The 22416-nt window shown below is 71.5% G+C and carries 16 protein-coding genes and 2 pseudogenes; 4 read left to right on the forward strand and 14 right to left on the reverse strand.

The genetic code is table 11. The features are described from left to right. Positions 1–74: 74 nt before the first annotated feature. The 6 genes from topA to bldG all read right to left on the reverse strand — a co-directional run bounded on the left by topA (position 75) and on the right by bldG (position 9507). Positions 75–2921 (reverse strand): type I DNA topoisomerase, encoded by a 2847-nt coding sequence (gene topA, locus O5O46_RS11150; RefSeq protein ID WP_269855192.1) that lies wholly within the window; start codon positions 2919–2921, stop codon positions 75–77. Between the two features lie 178 nt (positions 2922–3099). Continuing rightward, positions 3100–4731 (reverse strand): DUF7059 domain-containing protein, encoded by a 1632-nt coding sequence (locus O5O46_RS11155; RefSeq protein ID WP_269855193.1) that lies wholly within the window; start codon positions 4729–4731, stop codon positions 3100–3102. Between the two features lie 85 nt (positions 4732–4816). After that, complete coding sequence (locus O5O46_RS11160; protein WP_269855194.1) at positions 4817–5530, reverse strand: small secreted protein; 714 nt, start codon at positions 5528–5530, stop codon at positions 4817–4819. Between the two features lie 204 nt (positions 5531–5734). Continuing rightward, complete coding sequence (locus tag O5O46_RS11165) at positions 5735–8137, reverse strand: sodium-translocating pyrophosphatase (RefSeq protein WP_269855195.1); 2403 nt, start codon at positions 8135–8137, stop codon at positions 5735–5737. 442 nt (positions 8138–8579) lie between these two features. Then, positions 8580–9047 (reverse strand): ATP-binding protein, encoded by a 468-nt coding sequence (locus O5O46_RS11170; protein WP_269855196.1) that lies wholly within the window; start codon positions 9045–9047, stop codon positions 8580–8582. 118 nt (positions 9048–9165) lie between these two features. Next, complete coding sequence (gene bldG / locus O5O46_RS11175; RefSeq protein WP_269855197.1) at positions 9166–9507, reverse strand: anti-sigma factor antagonist BldG; 342 nt, start codon at positions 9505–9507, stop codon at positions 9166–9168. A gap of 135 nt (positions 9508–9642) precedes the next feature. Between bldG and O5O46_RS11180 the strand changes: the two genes are divergently transcribed. Continuing rightward, positions 9643–12006, forward strand: coding sequence for a DEAD/DEAH box helicase (locus tag O5O46_RS11180; protein WP_269855198.1), 2364 nt, complete (start codon positions 9643–9645; stop codon positions 12004–12006). Here O5O46_RS11180 and O5O46_RS11185 read toward each other — a convergent pair. The 7 genes and pseudogenes from O5O46_RS11185 to ssd all read right to left on the reverse strand — a co-directional run. Continuing rightward, positions 12001–12345 (reverse strand): annotated as a pseudogene (locus O5O46_RS11185) (Rv3654c family TadE-like protein); the annotation flags it as partial. The gene O5O46_RS11180 and the pseudogene O5O46_RS11185 sit on opposite strands and share 6 nt — an antisense overlap. Further along, positions 12342–12725 carry a TadE family type IV pilus minor pilin gene (locus tag O5O46_RS11190; protein ID WP_269855199.1) on the reverse strand — a complete coding sequence of 128 codons (384 nt, stop codon included), beginning with the start codon at positions 12723–12725 and terminating at the stop codon, positions 12342–12344. The gene O5O46_RS11190 and the pseudogene O5O46_RS11185, both read right to left, overlap by 4 nt. Beyond that, on the reverse strand, positions 12712–12945 hold the full coding sequence (locus O5O46_RS11195) for a DUF4244 domain-containing protein (protein WP_269855200.1): 234 nt from the start codon (positions 12943–12945) through the stop codon (positions 12712–12714). The genes O5O46_RS11190 and O5O46_RS11195 overlap by 14 nt, the downstream gene beginning before the upstream one ends. Before the next feature lie 120 nt (positions 12946–13065). Beyond that, a complete protein-coding gene (locus O5O46_RS11200) occupies positions 13066–13848 on the reverse strand; it encodes a type II secretion system F family protein (protein WP_269855201.1) in 783 nt (260 codons plus the stop codon). Beyond that, positions 13845–14777, reverse strand: coding sequence for a type II secretion system F family protein (locus O5O46_RS11205; RefSeq protein ID WP_269855202.1), 933 nt, complete (start codon positions 14775–14777; stop codon positions 13845–13847). The genes O5O46_RS11200 and O5O46_RS11205 overlap by 4 nt, the downstream gene beginning before the upstream one ends. Continuing rightward, a complete protein-coding gene (locus O5O46_RS11210) occupies positions 14774–15970 on the reverse strand; it encodes a TadA family conjugal transfer-associated ATPase (RefSeq protein WP_269855203.1) in 1197 nt (398 codons plus the stop codon). Before O5O46_RS11210 ends, O5O46_RS11205 begins: the two co-directional genes overlap by 4 nt. Continuing rightward, positions 15967–17016: a septum site-determining protein Ssd gene (gene ssd / locus O5O46_RS11215; protein ID WP_269855559.1), complete on the reverse strand. Its 1050-nt coding sequence runs from the start codon at positions 17014–17016 to the stop codon at positions 15967–15969. The genes O5O46_RS11210 and ssd overlap by 4 nt, the downstream gene beginning before the upstream one ends. Positions 17017–18078: 1062 nt before the next feature. On the opposite strand from ssd, the gene O5O46_RS11220 reads away from it, so the two are divergent. Further along, positions 18079–18903 carry an HAD family hydrolase gene (locus tag O5O46_RS11220; protein ID WP_269855204.1) on the forward strand — a complete coding sequence of 275 codons (825 nt, stop codon included), beginning with the start codon at positions 18079–18081 and terminating at the stop codon, positions 18901–18903. A 502-nt stretch (positions 18904–19405) separates the two neighbouring features. On the opposite strand, the gene O5O46_RS11225 is transcribed toward O5O46_RS11220, so the two are convergent. Continuing rightward, complete coding sequence (locus tag O5O46_RS11225) at positions 19406–20263, reverse strand: oxidoreductase (RefSeq protein WP_269855205.1); 858 nt, start codon at positions 20261–20263, stop codon at positions 19406–19408. A gap of 101 nt (positions 20264–20364) precedes the next feature. Between O5O46_RS11225 and O5O46_RS11230 the strand changes: the two genes are divergently transcribed. Together O5O46_RS11230 and O5O46_RS11235 are read left to right on the forward strand one after the other, a co-directional pair. After that, complete coding sequence (locus O5O46_RS11230) at positions 20365–21381, forward strand: ATP-binding protein (protein WP_269855206.1); 1017 nt, start codon at positions 20365–20367, stop codon at positions 21379–21381. A 226-nt stretch (positions 21382–21607) separates the two neighbouring features. Further along, positions 21608–22375 (forward strand): annotated as a pseudogene (locus O5O46_RS11235) (carbonic anhydrase); the annotation flags it as partial. Positions 22376–22416: the final 41 nt, after the last annotated feature.

Below are 22416 nucleotides of genomic sequence, written 5' to 3' on the forward strand. Positions count from 1 at the left end.
CCCCGGCCGAGAGGTCGTCCGGGGCGGTTGCCGAGTCGTGACGGAACGATCATCCGCCGATCAAATCGGCCCGGTTACTCGGGCTGCTCCGCGACGGCCGCCTTCTTCGCCGCGGTGGTCTTGGCGGCGGCCTTCTTGGTGGTCGTCTTCTTGGCGGTGGTCTTCTTGGCCGCCGTGGTCTTCTTCGCGGTGGTCGTCTTCTTGGCCGCCGTCTTCTTGGCGGCGGCCTTCTTCGCCGGAGCCTTCTTGGCGGTCTTCTTCGCCGGTCCCTTGGCGCGCTTCTCCGCGAGCAGCTCGAAACCGCGGTCCGGCGTGATCGTCTCCACGTCGTCCTCGCGGCGCAGCGTCGCGTTGGTCTCGCCGTCGGTGACGTAGGGGCCGAACCGGCCGTCCTTGACCACGACCGGGCGTCCGCTGGTCGGGTCGGTGCCCAGTTCCTTCAGCGGCGGCTTGGCGGCGGCGCGGCCACGCTGCTTGGGCTGCGCGTAGATGGCCAGCGCCTCGTCCAGGGTGATGGTGAAGAGCTGCTCCTCGCTCTCCAGCGAGCGCGAGTCGGTGCCCTTCTTCAGGTACGGGCCATAGCGGCCGTTCTGCGCGGTGATCTCGGTGCCGGACTCCGGGTCGGTGCCCACGACGCGCGGCAGCGACATCAGCTTCAGCGCGTCCTCAAGCGTCACGGTGTCCAGCGACATCGACTTGAACAGCGAGGCGGTGCGCGGCTTCACCGCGTTCTTGCCGGTCTTCGGGGTGTCCTCGGGCAGCACCTCGGTGACGTACGGCCCGTAGCGGCCGTCCTTGGCCACGATCATCCGGCCGGTCTGCGGGTCGGTGCCCAGCTCGAACTCGCCGCTGGGCTTGGCCAGCAGCTGTTCGGCGTACTCGACGGTCAGCTCGTCCGGCGGCAGGTCGGCGGGCACGTCGGCGCGCTGGCTGCCCTCCTCGCCCTTCGCGCCCCGCTCGACGTAGGGGCCGTACCGGCCGACGCGCAGCACGATGCCGTCGCCGACCGGGAAGGACGAGACCTCACGGGCGTCGATCGCGCCGAGGTCGGTGACGAGCTCCTTCAGGCCGCCGAGGTGGTCGCCGTCGCCGTTGCCCGCGTCGGCGGCGCCGCCCGCGGTGCCCTCGCCGAAGTAGAAGCGCCTCAGCCACGGCACGGCCTGGGCCTCGCCGCGGGCGATGCGGTCGAGGTCGTCCTCCATCTTGGCGGTGAAGTCGTAGTCGACCAGTCGGCCGAAGTGCTTCTCCAGCAGGCCGACCACGGCGAAGCTCAGGAACGACGGGACGAGGGCGGTGCCCTTCTTGAAGACGTAGCCGCGGTCCAGGATGGTGCCGATGATCGACGCGTAGGTGGACGGGCGGCCGATCTCGCGGTCTTCCAGCTCCTTGACCAGCGACGCCTCGGTGTAGCGGGCCGGGGGCTTGGTGGCGTGCCCGTCGGCCTCGATCCCCTCGGCGGTCAGCGGGTCGCCTTCGGCGACCTGCGGCAGCCGGCGCTCACGGTCGTCCAGCTCGGCGTTGGGGTCGTCGGCGCCCTCGACGTAGGCCTTCATGAAGCCGTGGAACGTGATGATCTTGCCGGAGGCGGAGAACTCGGCGTCCCGGCCGTCGGACGACCGGCCGCCCACCTTGACGGTGACCGACTGGCCGACCGCGTCCTTCATCTGGGAGGCGACGGTGCGCATCCAGATCAGCTCGTACAGCCGGAACTGGTCGCCGGTCAGCCTGGTCTCGGCGGGGGTGCGGAAGCGGTCGCCGGAGGGGCGGATCGCCTCGTGCGCCTCCTGGGCGTTCTTGACCTTGGAGGCGTAGGTGCGCGGCTTGTCCGGCAGGTAGTCGGCGCCGTACAGCTCGGTGACCTGGGAGCGGGCGGCGGCGATCGCGGTGTCCGACAGCGTGGTGGAGTCGGTTCGCATGTAGGTGATGAAGCCGTTCTCGTACAGCTTCTGCGCCACCTGCATGGTCACCTTGGCGCCCATGCCCAGCTTCCGGCTGGCTTCCTGCTGCAGCGTGGTGGTGCGGAACGGGGCGTACGGGGACCGGCGGTACGGCTTGGACTCGACGGACCGCACGGAGAACCGGCTGTCCGCCAGCCCGGCGGCGAGTGACCGGGCGCCTGCCTCGTCCAGGTGGAGCACGTCGGCGCCGGGCTTGAGCCTGCCGTTCGGGCCGAAGTCGCGGCCCTGGGCGACTCTTCGGCCGTCCACGCTGGTCAGCCGGGCGCCGAAGGTGCCGGGGTCGGTCTGGTCGCCGCCGCGGCCGGTGCCGAAGGTGCCGGTGAGGTCCCAGTACTCGGCGGAGCTGAAGGCGATCCGCTCCCGCTCGCGCTCGACCACCAGACGGGTGGCGACCGACTGCACCCGGCCCGCCGAAAGCCGCGGCATGACCTTCTTCCACAGCACCGGGGAGACCTCGTAGCCGTACAGCCGGTCGAGGATGCGGCGGGTCTCCTGGGCGTCGACCAGGCGCTGGTTCAGCTCGCGCGGGTTGGCCACCGCCTCCTGGATCGCGTGCTTGGTGATCTCGTGGAAGACCATCCGGCGCACCGGAACCTTGGGCTTGAGGACCTCCTGGAGGTGCCAGGCGATGGCCTCGCCCTCGCGGTCCTCATCGGTGGCCAGCAGGAGTTCGTCGGCCTCGGCGAGGAGTTCCTTGAGCTTCTTGACCTGGCTCTTCTTGTCGCTGTTCACGACGTAGATCGGCTGGAAGTCGTGCTCGACGTCGACACCGAGGCGGCGGACCTCGCCGGTGTACTTGTCGGGCACCTCGGCGGCGCCGTTCGGCAGGTCGCGAATGTGCCCCACGCTCGCCTCAACCACGTAGCCGGGACCGAGGTAGCCCTTGATCGTCTTCGCCTTGGCGGGCGACTCGACGATGACTAGGCGGTGGCCGCCCTGCGTGGTGTCGGTGGTCGGGGACAACTTGGGCTCTCTCTCCGGATCGAAAGGGTGACGCTGCGGAGTGTGACCGTAACCCAGCCCCCCGTGTCAAACGGGAAAAGTCCGCAACGCCACTCGAACGGTAACCCGACAGTCGGGCTTTCTGCCCCACGGCCCACCCGGCCGGTTACCTTCCGGCCGTGCCACCGCGCCGCCCCGGTCAGTCCACCGGTTCGATAAATCCCTGTTCAACGAGGAGGCGGATGGCGGCCGGGGTGCGGTCGCGGAGCACGACCGGGTCCTCGCCGAGCAGCTGCGCGATCGCGTCCAGAATGCGACCGGCGGTCAGCGTCCCGTCACAGACCCCGGCGAAACCGGCGCCGACCGTGTCCACCTTGGTCGCCCGACGCATACCCCGGTTCGAGCGGAGCACAACATGCTCGGGGTCCTCCGAGCCGGGCAGTCCGACCTGCTCCTGCACCACCTCGTCGGCCAGCCGGAAGCGGGCAGCGAGCAGCGCCGCGTCGTCGTGGGCGCGCAGGAAGTCCTGGCGTTCGAACCACTTCCCGATCTCCGGCCCCAGCGGCTGCTCCACCGGGTGCGGCCACTCCTCCGCTGTGACGGACGGCATAGCGGAACCGGAGTTCCGCAGCGTGATCCACCCGAATCCGATGCCCTTGACCCGGCGGCGTTCGAATTCTTCCAGCCATTCGTCGTACCGGGCCGCGTAGCTGGCCGGATCGGAACGGTGGTCGCCGCCGTCGCGCAGCCACAGTTCCGCGTACTGCGCCGGATCCTGCACCTCACGCTGGACGATCCACGCGTCACAGCCGGACGGCACCCAGGAGGTGACGCGCTCCCGCCAGTCCTCGCCGTCCACGTGCTCCCAGTTGGCGAGCAGCTGGCAGTAGCCGCCCTCGGTGAGGTGGTCGGCCGCCTGGTGCACCAGGGTGCGGCACAGGTCGTCGCCCGCCATCCCGCCGTCGCGGTAGACGAAGCGCTCGCCGGGGGAGATCACGAACGGCGGGTTGGAGACGATCAGATCGAACCGCTCGTCACCCACCGGTTCGAACAGGCTGCCCTGCCGCAGGTCCGCCTCGCGCACCCCGGACAGCGCGAGGGTGAGCCGGGCGAACTGCAGGGCGCGCGGGTTGACGTCGGTCGCGGTGACCTGGGAGGCGTGCGGGGAGGCGTGCAGCGCCTGGACACCGGATCCGGTGCCCAGGTCCAGGACGCGGGAGACGGGGTTGCGGATGGTGATGCCGGCGAGCGTGGTGGAGGCGCCACCGACACCCAGCACCAGCTCGGACCGGCTGGCCGTGGACATTCCGCCCGCGCCGCCCTCGTCGGTGGCGCCGCGCGCCGCCGCCGCGCCCGCGGCGCCACCCACCGCGCAGCCGAGGTCGGAGACGATCCACCAGTCCTCGCCTGACTCGCCCGCCCGTCGCCCGGCATCGCCCTCGTCGCGGGCGCCGGGCGCCGCCGCCACACCCGCGAACGGCCGTACGTCCACGGTGGCCCACACGGTGTCGCCGTCCCCGGCGCGCAGCCAGCCGTCGGCGAGGGCGTCGTCCAGCGGAAGCGCCGCGCGGGCCTGGTCCCTGGTGGCCGGGCGCTGCAACAGGAACAGCCGGATCAGGGTCTCCAACGGGCTGCCGCCGCGGGTGGCGCGCAGTGCCGGAACGGTCTCGCTGCGGGAGAGCGCCGCGTACGCCGTGGCGCCCAGCAGGTCCAGGCACCCGTCGGCGGTGAAGTCGGCGGCGCGCAGCGCGTCGCGCAGCCGCGCGGTGCGGTCGGGGTCCGCGGTGGGAAGGCCGGGGACGCTGATGGTGCTCGGGCTGTTCTGGCTCACGGGGTCATTCTCCCGGACTCGGGCCCGGCCGGGCGCCCCCTGATCGGGTCACCCGGCCGGGCCGAGGTCAGGCCGCGCTCGGCCCTCAGCTCGACTTGGACGGCGACGGGGAGGCCGAGCCCGAGGGCTTCGCGGACGGCTTCGCCGAGTCGCTCGCGGACGGGCGGGCGGACGAGCCGCCCGACGGTTGGGCCGACGGCGGCTGGGAGGCGCCGGGGTTGCCCGCCGCGCCGGACGGCGACTGCGGGTTCGCCGGGGACGGCTTCTGGCAGCCGGGCTGCTTGGCCATCGCCTTGCCGACATCGCCGGACTGCAACTTGTTCAGCGCGTCGTCGCCGCTCCTGCCGACGTTGGTGAGCTGGCCGACGACACTCTTGAGGCCGTCCGCGAACTTCCCCTGGTCGCTGGTGTTCAGGCCGTCGACCGCCTTCTTGAGGTTGTCGTACGAGCCCGCCGTGTCGTTCAGCTGCTTGACCGCGTTCTGCTGCAGCGTCGCTCCGTTGTTGACGGGCGGTGCGCCCGCCTTGTTCACCGCGTCGGCCAGCGCCTTGTAGGCGCCGGAAATCTGCCCGAACGCCGTGGAGTCGGTGTTCTTCACGTCCTCTGGCTTGTGGTCGCCGCTGGAGACCGACGCGATGGAGTTGCTGGCGTCCTGAATCTTCTTCAGCTGCGGCTGCACCTGGTCGCAGACCGACTTGGCGTACGCGTCGACCTTGTCGTTCGAGCTGCTGCTGCACCCCGCGAGCGCCAGCGTCAAAGTCGCCGCACCGGTCGTCACGGCCATGAGCTTCTTGTTCACCGGGTGAGTCCCTTCCGTGGCTCTACGGCCCCGGAACATACACGGAGAACCGGGAGCGTTCGCGAGTCGATCAACCGGTACGACCGGGAATTGGGCCAATTGCACCACGTCACAGCCACCAAGTGACACTTCTCGCACAGGGGCGGGCGGCGCGCCCAACGCGCGCCGCCCGCCCATGTGTTGACGCTGTGCCGGATCCCCCGGTTACGACACCACCGCCGGGTCGGCTGATCGGGCCGCCTTCTCGCTGTTGTCTTCATCACCCACGGCGATACCGCGCCGCTTGGACGCGTAGACCGCGCCGACGATCACGAGCAGCGCGAGCGCCGCCACACCGATGCGCAGCGGCAGGCTCGCCTTGTCTCCGTAGGAGTAGGTGACGATGGCCTGCGCGATCAGCAGTGAGACCAGGTTCATCACCTTCAGCAGCGGGTTGATGGCCGGTCCCGCGGTGTCCTTGAACGGGTCGCCGACGGTGTCGCCGATCACCGTGGCGGCGTGGGCGTCGCTGCCCTTGCCGCCGTGGTGGCCGTCCTCCACCAGCTTCTTGGCGTTGTCCCAGGCACCACCGGAGTTGGCCAGGAAGACCGCCATCAGCGTGCCGGTGCCGATCGCGCCAGCGAGGTACGAACCGAGCGCGCCCACACCGAGCGCGAAGCCGACGGCGATCGGCGCCAGCACCGCCAGCAGGCCAGGCGTGGCCAGTTCGCGCAGCGCGTCCTTGGTGCAGATGTCCACCACCCGGCCGTACTCGGGCTTCTCGCTGTAGTCCATGATCCCCGGGTGCTCCCGGAACTGGCGGCGCACCTCGAAGACCACCGAACCCGCCGACCGGGAAACCGCGTTGATGGCCAGTCCGGAGAACAGGAAGACCACCGCCGCGCCGAGCAGCAGCCCGACCAGGTTGTTCGGCTGCGAGATGTCCAGGCTCAGGGCCAGCCCGTGGGCGGCCGGGCCGACGCTGGCCTTCGCCGCGCTGATGGCGTCGGTGAACGAGCCGAACAACGCGGTGGCGGCGAGCACCGCGGTGGCGATGGCGATGCCCTTGGTGATGGCCTTGGTGGTGTTGCCGACCGCGTCGAGGTTGGTGAGCACCTGGGCGCCCTCGCCCTCGACGTCACCGGACATCTCGGCGATGCCCTGCGCGTTGTCGGAGACCGGGCCGAAGGTGTCCATCGCGACGATCACGCCGACGGTGGTGAGCAGACCGGTACCGGCCAGCGCCACCGCGAACAGCGCGAGCGTCAGCGAGCCGCTGCCGAGCAGGAACGCGCCGTAGACGGCCAGGCCGATCAGCACCGCCGAGTAGACCGCGGACTCCAGGCCCAGCGAGACGCCGGAGAGCACCACGGTGGCCGGGCCGGTGAGCGAGGTCTTGCCCACGTCCCGGACGGGGCGCCGGTTGGTCTCGGTGAAGTAGCCGGTGAGCTGCTGGATGAGGGCGGCGAGCACGATGCCGATGGCCACCGCGACCAGAGCCATGATCCGCGGGTTGCCGCTGTGGCTGGTGATCGACGCGGGAACGCCCTTCAGGTCGGCGTAGCGCGCGGGCAGGTAGACGAATACCGCGGCCACCACGAGAGCCAGGGAGATCGTCGCGGAGACGAAGAATCCGCGATTGATCGCGGTCATTCCACTGCGATCACGACGGCGCGGCGCGACCGCGAAGATTCCGATCATCGCAGTGATCACACCGATCGCCGGGACGAGCAGCGGAAACGCCAGTCCTGAATTGCCGAAGGCGGCCTTGCCGAGGATCAGCGCGGCGACCAGGGTCACCGCGTAACTCTCGAACAGGTCGGCCGCCATACCGGCGCAGTCGCCCACGTTGTCGCCCACGTTGTCCGCGATCGTCGCGGCATTGCGCGGGTCGTCCTCCGGGATGCCCTGCTCGACCTTTCCGACCAGGTCGGCGCCCACGTCGGCGGCCTTGGTGAAGATGCCGCCGCCGACCCTCATGAACATCGCGAGCAGCGCGGCGCCGAAGCCGAAGCCCTCCAGCACCTTCGGGGCGTCCGCCTTGTAGACGAGCACCACCACGGACGCGCCGAGCAGGCCGAGGCCCACGGTGCACATGCCGACGACTCCGCCGGTGCGGAAGGCGATCTTCATCGCCCGGTGCGACACGGTCGTCAGATCGGCCGCGGGTGCGTCGGGGCCCGGTGTAGCGGCCCGGGCGGCAGCGGCCACGCGGACGTTGCTGCGTACCGCGAGCCACATGCCGAGGTAGCCGGTGGCCGCCGAGAAGACCGCGCCCACCAGGAAGAACACCGAACGCCCGATGCGCTGCGTCCAGTTGTCCGCGGGCAGCAGCATCAGCAGGAAGAAGACCACCACGGCGAACACGCCGAGGGTGCGCAACTGCCGCTTGAGGTAGGCGTTCGCGCCCTCCTGCACGGCGGCGCCGATCCGCTTCATGGCCTCGGTGCCCTCGTCGGCGGCGAGCACCTGGCGGACCAGGACGATCGCGACGAGCAGCGCGGCAACGGCGACGGCGGCGATGACGAGTACGAGGGCGCGGTTGCCGCCGGTCAGCACGGCCGCCGCTGCGAGCGGTTGGTGAAGCTGGGTTGGGTCCTGCACGTGAGGGGTGAGAGGCCCCGCCATTCGTCCTCCTTGACGTTTGGCACGTGGGCGCGCGGCTTCTGCGACTGCAACGGCCGCGACGCTCAGGCTGCTTGAGCTAACTGAGCAAAGATGGACGGATTGTAGGTAGCGGGAACGGATCAAAACAGGGCGCAGGAACGAGAATTCGCCGGTGACATGCGTACGGAACGGGCTGACAAATTCCAGGACCGTTCCAGAAATCACCGTTTACGGTGAACGGCGAGGCGCGCGGTAGACCCCGAATTGATCATTGGCATTGATCAAGGAGTTGACCACGGAGATCACCTGGACACCTTGGGCCGTGTGATTCCCGAGGTCCGTGGGGTTTTTGGTACACCACGATCCCTGGGCGCGCGAGGTGTCGGCGCGTGTGGCTCCGGGCACATGGAAAAGGCGCCCCGCGGGGCGCCTGAAGATCAAAAGGTTGGGCTGGGCCGCCGGGCTACGGCAGCTCGACCGTCGGCGTGGTCGGCCAGCTCATCCGGATGACGCCGCCGCCCGGACCGGAGGTGACCTCTACGTCGTCCACCAGTCCGCTGATCACCGCGAGGCCCATCGTGCCCTCGTCCTCGGCCTCCTCGGCCCCGGGCTCCCCGGCAGCCGGGGCGGGGTGCCCGGCGGCCTCGTCACCGGTCCGCGAGCCGGGGCCGGAGGAGGTCTCCGGCACCTCGTCCCCGACCTCGATGGAGAACTTCTTCTCCTCCTCGGTCAGCACCACGCGCACCGGCATGTCGACACCGTTGCTGCGGTGCAGTCCAACGGCGCGCGTGCAGGCCTCACCCACGGCGAGCCTGACCTCGTCGAGCACGGCCTCGTCCACCCCCGCGCGGCGCGCCACCGCGGCCGCCACCAGGCGGGCGGTGCGGACGTGCTCGGGCAGGGCGCTGAAGCGCAGTTCGACGGTGGCCATGGCCTCCCCCTCGGGCGAACGCGGGCGTGCTTGACAGGGGTCCGGGCTACTGCGAGACCCGGTACCCCCGTACTCGGTCAATCACGGAGATCACACTGACGACGCTACGCCGCCAGGCTCAGTCCGTGGCGTTGACAGCCTCTTCCACCGAGGTGTGGATCGGGAACACCTTGGTCAGACCGGTAATACGGAAAATCTTCAAAATGCGCTCCTGGTTGCACACCAGTCGCAGCGAGCCCTCATGGGCGCGCACCCGCTTGAGCCCACCGACAAGCACACCAAGGCCGGTGGAGTCGAGGAAGTCCACGCTCTCCATGTCCACGACCAAGTGGTAGCTGCCGTCGTTGACGAGCTCGACCAGCTGCTCGCGCAGCTTGGGCGCGGTGTATACATCAATCTCGCCACCGACCTCGACGACCGTACGGTCGCCAACGGTCCGGGTCGACAGGGACAGGTCCACGGATCCTCCAGCACCTTGCATCGAGCGGTCGCCCCCCATGGATCGGCAGCCGCGATGGCATTCAATCACTTACCACCGGGCCAAGACGACGCCTTGAAGCGATTGTCCGTCATGCCGGTGACACACTGAGTGCCGATGGCCCACGATGATCCACCGCAGTCCGCGCACGGTCGCCCTACCCCAGCCACGGTCCTGCACCGAATCGCAGCGGGGGCGGGCCGCGCCGCGCGTGTCACTCATACGGAGCACTTGCCCCCTAGAACCGGTCGGCATGCCGATTGGCCTGATCAGATCCGCTCCGAGGTGGTCGACGCGATCCGCGCGGCCGGGATCGCCCGCCCGTGGGAGCACCAGGCCCAGGCCGCCCGACTCGCCCTGCGCGGCGAATCCGTGGTGGTCGCCACCGGAACCGCGTCCGGAAAGTCACTGGGCTATCTGGCCCCCGTTCTCAGCACGCTGCTGACCGGATCCGAAGCGCCCAACGGGCGGGGCGCCACCGCGCTGTACCTCGCCCCCACCAAGGCGCTCGCCGCCGACCAGCGGCGCGCCGTGGCCGAGCTGGCCGCCCCGCTCGGCACCGCCATCCGGCCCGCGGTCTACGACGGCGACACGCCGTTCGAGGAACGCGAATGGGTGCGCCAGTACGCGACCTATGTGCTCACCAACCCCGACATGCTGCACCGCGGCATCCTGCCCGGCCACCCCCGCTGGGCCTCCTTCCTGCGTCAACTGGCGTACGTGGTGATCGACGAGTGCCACACCTACCGCGGCGTCTTCGGCTCGCACGTCGCCCAGGTGCTGCGGCGGCTGCGCCGGGTGTGCGCCCGTTACGGCGCGAATCCGGTCTTCCTGCTCGCCTCGGCCACGGCCGCCGACCCGGCGGCCGCCGCTGGTCGGCTCACCGGCGTGTCGGTGACCGAGATCACCGAGGACGCCTCGCCGCGCGGCGAACTGGTCTTCGCGCTGTGGGAGCCGCCGCTGACCGAGCTGAGCGGGGAGCGCGGCGCCCCGGTGCGCCGCACCGCGACCGCCGAGTCGGCCGACCTGCTGACCGACCTGGTGGTCCAGGGCACCCGCACCGTGGCCTTCGTACGCTCCCGGCGTGCCGCCGAGCTGATCGCGCTGCTCGCCCAGGACAAGCTCGCCGCCGTCGACCGCTCGCTGCCCGGCCGGGTCGGCGCCTATCGCGGTGGTTATCTGCCGGAGGAGCGCCGGGCGATCGAGCGAGAGCTGCACAGCGGCCGCCTGCTCGGCCTCGCCTCGACCACCGCCCTGGAGCTTGGTGTGGACATCTCCGGCCTCGACGCGGTGCTGCTGGCCGGGTACCCGGGCACCCGGGCCTCGCTGTGGCAGCAGGCGGGACGGGCCGGACGCGCGGGCCAGGGCGCGCTGGCGGTGCTCATCGCCCGCGACGACCCGCTGGACACCTTCCTCGTGCACCATCCCGAGGCGCTGTTCGACCGGCCGGTCGAGTCCACCGTCCTGGACCCGGACAACCCCTATGTCCTCGCGCCCCACTTGTGCGCGGCCGCCGCCGAACTCCCGCTCACCGAGGCCGATCTGGCGCTGTTCGGCCCCGAAGCGCCTGATCTCATACCCCAGCTGGAAAAGCGCGGCCTGCTGCGCCGTCGCCGGGACTCCTGGTACTGGACCAGGCGGGAGCGCGCCGCCGACCTCACCGACATCCGGGGCGAGGGCGGCCGTCCCATCCAGGTGGTCGAGGCCGCGACCGGGCGGCTGCTGGGCACCGTGGACCAGTCCGCCGCGCACGCCACCGTCCACGACGGCGCGGTCCACCTCCACCAGGGCCGCACCTACCTGGTGAGCCACCTGGACCTGGACGACAACGTGGCGCTGGTCGAGGAGGCCGATCCGCCGTACTCCACGATGGCCCGCGACACCACCGCCATCACCATCCTCGGTACGGAGACCGAGCAGCCGTGGGGCGAGGCCCGGCTGTGCTTCGGCTCGGTCGAGGTGACCCACCAGGTCGTCTCGTACCTGCGCCGCAAGCTGATCACTGGTGAGGTGCTCGGGGAGACCAAGCTCGATCTGCCGCCGCGCACGCTGCGCACCCGGGCGGTGTGGTGGACCCTGACCGACGACCAGCTGGAGCAGGCCCGTATCCACCCGGAGGAGCTGGCCGGGGCGCTGCACGCCGCCGAACACGCCTCCATCGGCATCCTGCCGCTGTTCGCGACCTGCGACCGCTGGGACATCGGCGGGGTCTCCTTCCCGCTGCACCCCGACACGGGCCTGCCCACCGTGTTCGTCTACGACGGCCACCCGGGCGGTGCGGGCTTCGCCGAGCGCGCCTACCGCACCGCCCGGGCCTGGCTCACGGCGACGCGCGAGGCGATCGCGGCGTGTGAATGCGATTTCGGCTGCCCCTCGTGCATCCAGTCCCCCAAGTGCGGGAACGGCAACGACCCGCTGGACAAGCTGGCCGCGGTCCGTCTGCTGGACTGCCTGCTGGCCGCCGGTACCGGCGACGGCTGACGGCGGCCCGGCGCGGGCCCGCACCCGGGCCGGTCCCATCGGCAGCAGTGGCCCACCGCCCGACACCTCCGCCACCACGTCGGCCACCTCGCCCCGCACCGAGCAGGACACCAGCCGCGCGCCCTGCGCCTCGGCGACCCGCGCACCGCACCGGCACGCGGCCTCCTGGCCGTCCAGCGCGTGGTCCGCTGCGGCGAGAGCTGCCAAGTCGGCGGCGCCGCCCGCCCGGTGGCGCACCATGACCGCCTGGCCCAGCGCGAGCAGAGCGGCGAAGACCGTGCACAGCGCTCCGATGAGCACCAGCGCCCAGATCGTGGCCGACCCGCGGTCCCGGCTCATCGGACCGCGTCCTCTGCCAGCGCCGCCGCCTCGGCGTGGACCGTCGCTGACAGCATCCCGGCCAGCCGTCCCGGTCCCAGTGAACGTGCGGTCACCCACACGCGCACCAGGTCGCCCTCGCGCCGCAGGTCGACAACGGCCCCGCGCGGAGCGGCAGTCGCCGCCGCGGCGAGCGCGGTGGCCCGCGGCTCGGATCGCGCGGCGGCCCGTGCCCCGGCCCTGGCGGCGTCCACGCAGCGGATCTGCGCGACCGCCGTCATCAGGCCCCACAGCAGCATCGTGGTGACCACCACCAGCACCGGGACCACCACCGCCGCCTCGGCGGTCACATAGCCGCCGTCCGCGCGGCCCCGGCACACGGCTGGTTCAGAAGGAGACATCGAGCGCCCTCTTGATCATCCCGCTGAGCGCCGAGCTCACCGCGCCACTGGTGACGACCTTGTACAAGACGGCGGCGAAGGCGCAGGCGGCCAACGTCCCCACGGCGTATTCCGCGGTGCTCATCCCGGCATCGGCGGCGCCTGCCCGTACCGCGCGCCATCGGCCGCGCAGCCGATCGGCGAGGCCTGCTTTCTCCGCTGTGTGTTTCGTCGCGAACATCTTTCCCCCTGAGGTGAGTTGTGTTGTGTGTGGTGAATGAGCCCTGCGGGAACGGCGTTTCGCCCCTGCTCCCCGACGGCCCGTGAGATGTGGTCCGGTGCCCGGTCCGCTCGTTGGGCGTCACCTCGCCCGTGTCATCGCTTCCGCCAGCCCGATGACCACCGGAACCACGCCGATCACCAGGAAGGCCGGAAGGAAGCACAGGCCCAGTGGTGCCGTCGCCAGCACCCCGGCGCGGCGCGCCCTACCGTTGGCCGAGCGGGTCCGTTCGGCGCGGTACTCGGCGGCCAGCCGTGAGACGGCGGCCACGGGCGGCACTCCGGTGGTGGCGGCACGGGCCATCCAGCGCCCAAGTCCATCCGCTCCGGGGTGTGTTCCCAGCCGTGTCCAGCACTGGACCGGGTCCGCCCCGAGCCGCAGTTCCGCCGCGACCCTTCGCATCGCCTCGCCCAGCGGCCCGTCGAGGGTGCGGCCCACGGCGTCGGCGGCGTCCGCCGGGGTGGCCCCCGCCATCAGGCAGGCGGCCAGCAGATCCGCCGCGAGCGGCAGTTGGCGGCCCGCGCCGGGCGTTTCCTGCCCGGCCGAGGGCCTGGGCCTTCGCCGCCATCGGCGTATGCCGTACGCCCCGGCGAGTCCGACCACTCCCCCGGCCGCGCCGCCCACCAGCACACTCAGCCCGATTCCGGTGGCCACCGGCGGCGCCCACTCCCGCAGCCCGCGCCGGGCGGCCAGGCGCAGGCCGGGCCACCGCTCACGCCGTACCGGCTCGATGCCGAGCAACCACTCGCGGCGTCGTCTGGCCGTGCGCTGCCCGTGCGCCGACACCAGCGCCACCACTGTGCACAGGAGGGCCACCGCGAGCGCTCCCGCCATCCCCAGCCTGTGGACAACGTTCCCGCTCATGTCGCCTCCTGTGCGGCGCTGACGATACGAGCGGTCCATGCCAGCCCGGCCCACTCCAACGCACCGCCGACCAGCAGGCAGCCGAGCCCGGCGGGGGTGCGCAGCAGCACCCGCAGCGGATCGGCGCCGAGTGTGGCACCCAGGACCACCCCGAAGGCCGGAAGCAGTGCGAGCATCGCGGCGGTGGAACGCGGCCCCGCCAACTGGGCGCGCAGGTCCTCGCGTTGGTCGCGCTCGGCCCGCAGGACGGCGGCCACCCGGTCGAGGCCGTCGGCGAGTCCGGCGCCGCCGTTCACCGACACCTCCCAGCACGCCGCGACACCGGCCAGCCCCTCCGCACCCGGTCTGGCGGCCACCCGCCTGAGCGCGCCCGGCACATCCCCGCCGAAGCGGGCCGCCGCCAGCAGCGGCGTCACGCACTCCGACCCGTCGGGGCCGTCCGGGCCGCGCAGCCGTTCCACGCCCTCGGCCAGCGCGACATCCGGCGGTCGGCCCGCGCGCAGGTCTCCGGCGACCGCCGCGCACAGACCGGCCACGGCCTCCTGCCATCGCTCGGCCCTCCGGCGCCGATCCCGGGCCCGCAGCACGCGGCGCACATACGGGGTGGCGAGCGCGCCGACCAGCGCCGGGACCGGCGAGTGCGCGAGCAGCGCCAGCACCGTCCCGGCCACCGGGCACCACATCTCGCGGCCGAACCGGATCCCCAAGCGGCCCTCGACACGCGCCCTGCCCCGCCGCAGCACGTCCCGCACCTGCCCGCCGTACGCCCGCCAGCGCGGCGCGCCCGCAGGTGCCTCGCCGGCCCGAACCCCGTCCGCGAGCATCAACCGGGCCCTGCGTACCGCCTCGTCCTGCCGGTGCAGCCGCCACACGGCGCCCGCCGCGCACACCGCCGCACACCACACCGTGAGCAGTTCCGCGTTCCTCATCGGGCACCTCGCTCGCACAGCGCGGCCAACCGCGGCCAGCCGCGCTCCCGCCCATAGCGGCCGTCCGTGCCGCGCACCACGGCCGGAACGGTGCCGACCAGCCCGCCGCCGTCCCGCTCCAGCACATGGATCTCGGCGACCCGGCGCCGCCCCGAGCGGTCCCTGGCCAGATGGACGACGACCGACAGCGCGGCGGCGAGCTGGCTGTGCAGCGCGGCGCGCCCCAGCCCGGCCGTTGACCCCAGCGCCTCCAGCCTGGCCGGCACATCGCAGGCCGCGTTGGCGTGCAAAGTGCCGCAGCCCCCCTCGTGGCCGGTGTTGAGCGCGGCGAGCAGGTCCAGCACCTCGGGTCCGCGCACCTCGCCGACCACCAGGCGGTCCGGCCGCATCCGCAGTGCCTGCCGGACGAGGTCCCGCAACGTCACGGTGCCGACGCCCTCTTGGTTGGCGGGTCGGGTCTCCAGCCGCACCACATGCGGGTGTTCGGGACGCAGTTCCGCGGAGTCCTCGGCGAGCACGATCCGTTCGCCCGTGCCGACCAGTCCGAGCAGCGTGCTCAGCAGCGTCGTCTTGCCGCAGCCGGTACCACCGCTGACGAGGAAGGACAGCCGGGCGTCGACCACCGCCCGCAGCAGCCGTGCCAGTTCGGCGTCCACGCTGCCCGCCTCGACCAGTTCGGCGAGGGTGAAGGCGCGGGTCCGCACCACCCGCAGGGACAGGCAGGGCGCACCGATCGCCACGGGTGGCAGCACCGCGTGCAGCCGGGTGCCGTCCGGAAGCCGCGCGTCGACCCAGGGCCGGGCGTCGTCCAGCCGGCGACCGGCGGCGGTCGCCAGACGCTGGGCGAGCTTGCGGACGGCCGCGGCGTCGCGGAAGCGGATACCGGTCCGCTCCAGGCCCGAGCCACGGTCCACCCACACCTCGTCCGGTCCGTTGACCAGGACGTCGGTCACCCCGGGTTCGGCCAGCAGCGGCTCAAGCAAACCGGCTCCGACCATCTCCGAGCGCAGTGCCCTGACCACGCCGAGCACGGCGGTGTCGCCGAGCAGCCGTCCCTGAGCGCGCAGCGCGGCGGCGACCGCGGATGCCGTTGGCTCGCTCCCGGTCTCGGCCAGGGTGAGCCGTACCGCGTCGAGCAGCGCCGCGCGGTCGGCCGGATCGGTGCGCGGGCGACGGGTGTCCACGGCGTTCATACGGCAACACTCCCGCCACTGGGCAGCGCCTCGGCGAGGAACGCCGTGCAGAACCTGGCAAGTGGCCCACGGCCGTTGCCACCGGGCGGCCTGCCGCCGTTGACGGCCTCCAACAGCCCCTGTTCCGGCGGGAGTTCACCCGCCAGCCGCAGCCTCAGCAGCCGGGCGATCTCCTGGTCGTCGAGGCCGGAGGGATAGGGGCCGCGGGCCACCACCCGCAGGTCGGGCAGGATCATGCCGATCCTGGACGCCACCCGGTCCGCCGCCGCGACGGCCCGCAGCTCGGCCGGGACGACGACCAGTCCGATGTCGATCTGGGACAGCGCCTCCACCACGCTGTCGTCCACCCGGCGCGGCAGGTCCACCACGACCACCCCGCCGCGCCGCCGGGCGGCGCCGAGCACCGAGCGCATCGCCTCCGGGGTGATGACCACCGAGTCGCCGCGATCCCAGCTCAGGACGCTGAGATCATGCAGCCGGGGCAGGGACTCCTCCAACGCGCCGCTGCTGACCCGGCCCTGGGACTCGGCGAGGTCGGGCCAGCGCAGGCCCGCGGAGCGCTCGCCGCCGAGCAGTACGTCCAGTCCGCCGCCCAGGGGATCACCGTCGATCAGCATCGTGCGGCGGCCACCGCGGGCCGCGGTCACGGCGAGCGCGCAGGCGAGCGTGCTGGCACCGGCGCCGCCCCTGCCACCGACCACGCCGATGGTCAGTGCCGGTTCCCCGACGCCCTCCGCGGCGTCGGCGATCCGGTCCACCAGCCAGGTCTCGGCGTCGGGCAGGAACAGCACATGGTCGGCGCCGATGCCCACGGCCCGTCGCCACACGTCCTGGTCGTCGAGGTCGCGTCCGATCAGCAGGACGCCGGAGCGCCGCTGCATGCCCCGTAGGGCCGCCGAGCGGTCGTCACCGACCAGGACCAGCGGTGCCGCCTCCCAACTGCCGGGGCTGGTCGGCGGCCCGTAGGTGACCTCGGGCTCCACACCCGCGGCGGCGCACAGCCGCAGCAGATCGTCCAACAGGTCCTCGTCCTCGGTGACGATCAGCGGGGCGCCCGCCCTTTGAGTCCGGGCGACACGGCCCGGCCGAGGTTCCGGTCCCGCGCCCCCGGCCCGGACGCTCCGGCCGCTGTGCCGCGCCGCCGGTTCCGCCGCCGGCTCCCGCTCGCCGCCGGGCTCTGACCCCCGGCCTGGCGGCGCGGTGTCCCGTCCCCAGCCCTCGGGACCGCCGCTCGGCCCGCCGTCTGCCTGGCCGGGGCCGCGCGGTACCAGGCCCGGAGCCCGGTCCTGCGGCCCTCCGCCGAGAGTCTGCGCCTCCCGGTCCCGACCAGGTGCCGGGCCCGAGCCTTCGTTCTCGGCTTCGTCGCCCGGGCCTGCGTCCTGCCAGCCCCAGCCGCGCGACTGCGCGCCCGAGGCGGACCCGTCCGGTTCCCCACCCGGGTCTTGTGCCCTCCGCGCCCAGCTGGGCGGCACCGCGACAGGGTTCGGCTCCCCCGACTCCCCTTTCAGCTGCCGAGCCTGCCGGGGCCGCCCCCGGCAGACGCCCTCACGCGAGTCAGGGCGCTTTTCCTTTGCCGTTTGGCCCGGCTGTCCAGTCCGCCCGTTCCTGCCGGGCCGTCCTGGAGTACCCGGTGAGATGGATTCGGTCATGGCCCCCTCACTTCCCTCGCTGATACCGCGTCCCTCGCGGGCCTTCTTGCCTCGCGGTTCTTCACGGTGGAGGAAGACCAGGAATCGAGTGGATCTTGGTCAAAAGCAGGGGATAACTCGACGGTTGTGGATAACTCCGCCACTCACACGGGTGACTTCTCATCGATAGCGCAACGATTACGCACCGTCACGCGTCGTATGTGTCATCCACGAGTAAGGGGCAGGCAAATGATCTTGGAAAGGGTGGCGGAGCAACCGGCCAGGGGGTACGAAATACATCCGGACATGCGACGACCCCCGCCGGGGGGGAGAGCGGGGGTCGTCCCCACGGCCGACTCGGGGGGGGAGGAGCCGGACCGGGTTAGCACGGTCGCGAACGATCCGTGACTTCCATGGTGTACCCGAAGGCCTTCTCAGGCAAACCCACGCGCCTGAGCTTACGCCGAATGGTGGGTGCCTATGCTCGTCATCGTGGAAAACCACTCCTTGCCGCGAACAGCCGCCTTCTTCGATCTCGACAAGACGGTCATCGCGAAGTCGAGCACCCTGGCCTTCAGCAAGTCCTTCTATCAAGGTGGACTGATCAACCGTCGGGCCGTGCTGCGCACTGCTTATGCCCAGTTCGTCTATCTGCTCGGCGGTGCGGACCACGATCAAATGGAACGTATGCGGGAGTATCTGTCGGCTCTCTGCCGGGGCTGGAACGTCCAGCAGGTCCGGGAGATCGTCGCGGAGACCCTGCACGACCTGATCGATCCGCTCATCTACGACGAGGCCGCCTCGCTGATCGAGGAGCACCACGCCGCAGGCCGTGACGTGGTCATCGTCAGCACCTCGGGCGCCGAGGTCGTGGAGCCGATCGGAGCGATCCTCGGCGCCGATCATGTGGTCGCCACCCGCATGGTGGTCGAGGACGGCCGCTACACCGGGGAGATCGAGTACTACGCCTACGCCGACACGAAGGCGAAGGCGGTCGCCGAGCTGGCGGAGACCGAAGGGTACGACCTCTCCCGCTGCTATGCGTACAGCGACTCGGCGACCGACATTCCGATGCTGGAGTCGGTGGGGCATCCGTACGCGGTCAACCCGGACCGTGCGCTGCGCCGCGAGGCGATCGCGCGGGAATGGCCGGTGCTGACGTTCAGCCGACCGGTCCGGCTGCGTCAGCGCATTCCGGCGATGCCGAGCCGTCCGGTACTCGCGGTGGCGGCCGGGATGGCAGCCGTCGCCACCGCGGGCCTCGTCTGGTACGTGTCCCGCCGCCGTAGACCCGTAATGTCCTGAGGCACGCCATTAGTTGTTGATTGAGGCTAAAAGTAAAGAGTTGCGGTCAGGGGTTCCGGTTGCCGGGGCCGCGGAGTAAAAAGGACTTGACGGCCCGCGAGACCACGGACATCCGAGAGGAACCCCGTTGAATCAGGCCCCACGGACCGAAGCACGCACGCCGAGCACCCACGCGAAGCCAGCCCGCTGACCGGGCCAGCAGCACCAGGTGACGGGCAAAGCACCCGACCTGATGCGCCAAGAGAGTGCACGCATGGTCACCCGGCGGACGTGCCAGCGGTGGCACCCGCGGGTGCCACCGCATTTTTTGTCCGCGTGCCGCAAAGCGGCGCCGCCCCGCGGCCCTTCGGCCACGCCCGCTGACGCCTTCCGGCGGATTCCAGCTCATCGCCTCGAAGCTTGGTGCGCCGAATCGGAGGCCCCCCGGGATGCCGCGGCATCGCCCCGCACCGGAGCAAGCCCTGGCCCTGGACCGACGGCAAGCCCCGCCGAGGCGTGCCCCTCAGGCCGCCCCGCGCTGGAGCGCCTCGCAGACCGCCGTGCTCTCCCGTACACCGAGCCGCACGGCGTCCGCGCAGTGCGCGATCCACTGCGCCATGCCCTGCGGGGTCCCCGACATGTACGCCTCCAGGCCCTTGAGGTACTCGGCACGGCCGAGTTCCGCGTGCCCCACCTCCGCCGGGCAGACCGACTTCGGGTCGAGCCCGCTGCCGATCAGGACGACGCGTTGTGCCGCCCGCGCCACCAGTCCGTTGCAGGAGCCGAAGGGGCGCAGGGCCAGCAACTCGCCGTGCACCACGGCGGCCACCACCAGTGCGGGCGCTGTGCTTCCGGCGAGCAGCAGGCCGGCCAGTCCGTCCAGTCGCGCCACGACCTCCGCCGCGTCGGGGAGCGGCAGTTCGGCCAACTGCTCCTCGGCCACCGGCTCACCCGCCCGGCGCGGACGGCCCACGGTGTCGTCCGGTACCGCACCGCCCGCCGCGACCAGGTGCAGCCGCGCCAGCGCCTGGAGCGGTGACTGCCGCCAGACGCTGAGGAGTTGACCGGACTCGGCGGTCAGCCGCAGCGCCGCGCCGACCGTACGGGACTCCTCGTCGGCCCCGAAGTCGCTGCGCCGCCGCACCTCTTCCAGCGGCCAGTCGGCCCCGGCCAGCGCGGCGGAAGCGCGCGCACCGCGCAGTGCCGCCTCCGAGGTGACCTCGTTGGAGCGGCGGCGCATCACCCGGTGCCCGTACACCCGGTCCACGGCCTGGCGTACCGAGTCCACCGAGTCGGGCACCCCGGGCAGCGTGCCCAGCACGGCAAGCGGATCGGAGGACACCGGGGTTCCGGGGGCCGCCCCCCGGGAGAACGCAGTCATGCGTACGACCCTACGCACCCGTGGCCGGATACCCCTCGTTGGAGTGGTGTTCTTCACTTCGGTGAGGGGCGGGGACCGCACCTGCCGCTATCTTGTTGAATATGAAGATCGCTTTCGCTGGGAAGGGCGGGAGCGGCAAGACCACGCTCTCCTCCCTGTTCATCCGGCACCTCGCCGCAGCCGGGCTCCCGGTCATCGCCGTGGACGCGGACATCAACCAGCACCTGGGCCCGGCCCTTGGTCTCGACGAGGCGGAGGCCGCGGCGCTTCCGGCGATGGGCGCCCATCTGCCGGAGATCAAGCAGTACCTGCGCGGGGCCAATCCGCGGATCCCCTCGGCCGAGACCATGATCAAGACGACTCCGCCAGGCCATGGTTCGCGGCTGTTGCGGGTGACGGAGGAGAACCCGGTCTACGCGGCGTGCGCGCGGACCGTGGAACTCGACGGCAGCGCGGTGCGGCTGATGGTGACCGGTCCGTTCAACGAGTCGGACCTGGGTGTCGCCTGCTACCACTCCAAGGTCGGCGCGGTCGAGCTCTGCCTGAACCACCTGGTCGACGGGCGCCACGAGTACGTCGTGGTCGATATGACGGCGGGCAGCGACTCGTTCGCGTCAGGCATGTTCACCCGCTTCGACATGACGTTCCTGGTGGCCGAGCCGACCCGCAAGGGCGTCGCGGTGTACCGCCAATACAAGGAGTACGCACGGGACTTCGAGGTCGACCTGCGCGTGGTGGGCAACAAGGTGCAAAGCCAGGACGATGTTTCGTTCCTGCGCGACGAGGTGGGCGACGACCTGTTCACCACCGTCGGCCACTCCGACTGGGTGCGCGCGATGGAGAAGGGCCGCCCACCCCGCTTCGAGCTGCTTGAGCAGCCCAACCGCCAAGCGCTGCAAGCACTTCACCAGGCCGCGGACGCGTCCTATGAGCGGCGTGACTGGCAGCGCTACACCCGCCAGATGGTGCAGTTCCACCTGAAGAACGCGGAGAGTTGGGGCAACGAGAAGACCGGTGCCGACCTCGCCGCCCAGATCGACCCGTCCTTCACGCTGAGCGAGGACGCGCTCGTCGCGCGGTCGCTGCCTGAGTACGCCACGGCGGCGAGCAGCTTCTGACGTGGTGTCGCACCCGCGGTGTGGCAGACCAGCCATACCGCGGGCGCCGATTCAAGGTTTTCCGGCTGGCTTCACTCGATGGAGGCAAATGCGGTCGGTTCGGCCTGCCCGGTCTTCCCAGGCCGTTGAGGACCCATTACTCTCCATTGACCGATCCTTGAAGTAACGGAGTCATCACACTCCGCGACCGACGCTTGCCGGCCTGCTGGAGACGCACATGCCCGAATCCCATGCCTGCTCCCCCTGGACGCCCTGGCGCCACCACCGCTGCACCCACCCGCGGCCCGCCCCGTACGGCACGAGTCAACTCCTCGGTGGCGTAAGCGCGTTCCAGAGCCATACGGCACCCCTGGTACGGGACGAGCTGGCCCGGCTCGCCCGTGAAGGACAGCGCCCCACCCACACCTTCCTGACCTGTGCGGACTCCCGCCTGGTCACCAGCATGATCACCTCAAGCGGCCCCGGGGACCTGTTCACCGTGCGCAACGTCGGCAACCTGGTCCCGCCGCCGGGCACCGAGGGCGCCTGCGACTCGGTGGCCGCCGCCATCGAGTACGCGGTGGAGGTGCTGCGGGTCGACTCCATCACGGTCTGCGGCCACTCCGGCTGCGGAGCGATGCAGGCACTCCTCGCCTCGGCCACGACCGGGGCGTCACCGGAACCGGGCGAACCGCCGAGCGGGCAGACCCCGTTGACCCGCTGGCTGCGGCACGGACGGCCGAGCCTGGACCGCCTGGCGGCGGGACCGCACGAACCGCTCGCCGACCGGGCGGTGGCCGACGAGACGGAGCGGCTCTGCCTCGTCAACATCACACAGCAGTTGGATCACCTGATCGCGCACAGTTGCGTGGCGCGTCGCGTGGAAGAGGGAGGGCTGCGGCTGTACGGGATGTACTTCCATGTCGGCGAGGCTCAGGCGTACCTGCTCGACAGCGGGTCTGGGGTCTTCCGCGCCGTACGACCCGAGGCACGGCCGCAAACCGCACAGGTCTAAACCAATATCCGGCCGGTAACCCTTGTCAGCGCGTCTCCGGG

This window comes from Streptomyces sp. RPT161 (genome assembly GCF_027533845.1).
Taxonomy (GTDB): Bacteria; Actinomycetota; Actinomycetes; order Streptomycetales; family Streptomycetaceae; genus Streptantibioticus_A; species Streptantibioticus_A silvisoli_A.

What these genes read in the sequence shown, in the direction of transcription:
- O5O46_RS11165 (WP_269855195.1), bottom strand. Translation starts at nt 8,137, where the DNA reads ATGGCGGGGCCTCTCACCCCTCACGTGCAGGACCCAACCCAGCTTCAC.
- O5O46_RS11210 (WP_269855203.1), bottom strand. Translation starts at nt 15,970, where the DNA reads ATGAACGCCGTGGACACCCGTCGCCCGCGCACCGATCCGGCCGACCGC.
- O5O46_RS11200 (WP_269855201.1), bottom strand. Translation starts at nt 13,848, where the DNA reads ATGAGCGGGAACGTTGTCCACAGGCTGGGGATGGCGGGAGCGCTCGCG.
- O5O46_RS11195 (WP_269855200.1), bottom strand. Translation starts at nt 12,945, where the DNA reads ATGTTCGCGACGAAACACACAGCGGAGAAAGCAGGCCTCGCCGATCGG.
- O5O46_RS11205 (WP_269855202.1), bottom strand. Translation starts at nt 14,777, where the DNA reads ATGAGGAACGCGGAACTGCTCACGGTGTGGTGTGCGGCGGTGTGCGCG.
- O5O46_RS11170 (WP_269855196.1), bottom strand. Translation starts at nt 9,047, where the DNA reads ATGGCCACCGTCGAACTGCGCTTCAGCGCCCTGCCCGAGCACGTCCGC.
- O5O46_RS11190 (WP_269855199.1), bottom strand. Translation starts at nt 12,725, where the DNA reads ATGTCTCCTTCTGAACCAGCCGTGTGCCGGGGCCGCGCGGACGGCGGC.
- O5O46_RS11225 (WP_269855205.1), bottom strand. Translation starts at nt 20,263, where the DNA reads ATGACTGCGTTCTCCCGGGGGGCGGCCCCCGGAACCCCGGTGTCCTCC.
- O5O46_RS11220 (WP_269855204.1), top strand. Translation starts at nt 18,079, where the DNA reads ATGCTCGTCATCGTGGAAAACCACTCCTTGCCGCGAACAGCCGCCTTC.
- O5O46_RS11180 (WP_269855198.1), top strand. Translation starts at nt 9,643, where the DNA reads ATGGCCCACGATGATCCACCGCAGTCCGCGCACGGTCGCCCTACCCCA.
- O5O46_RS11230 (WP_269855206.1), top strand. Translation starts at nt 20,365, where the DNA reads ATGAAGATCGCTTTCGCTGGGAAGGGCGGGAGCGGCAAGACCACGCTC.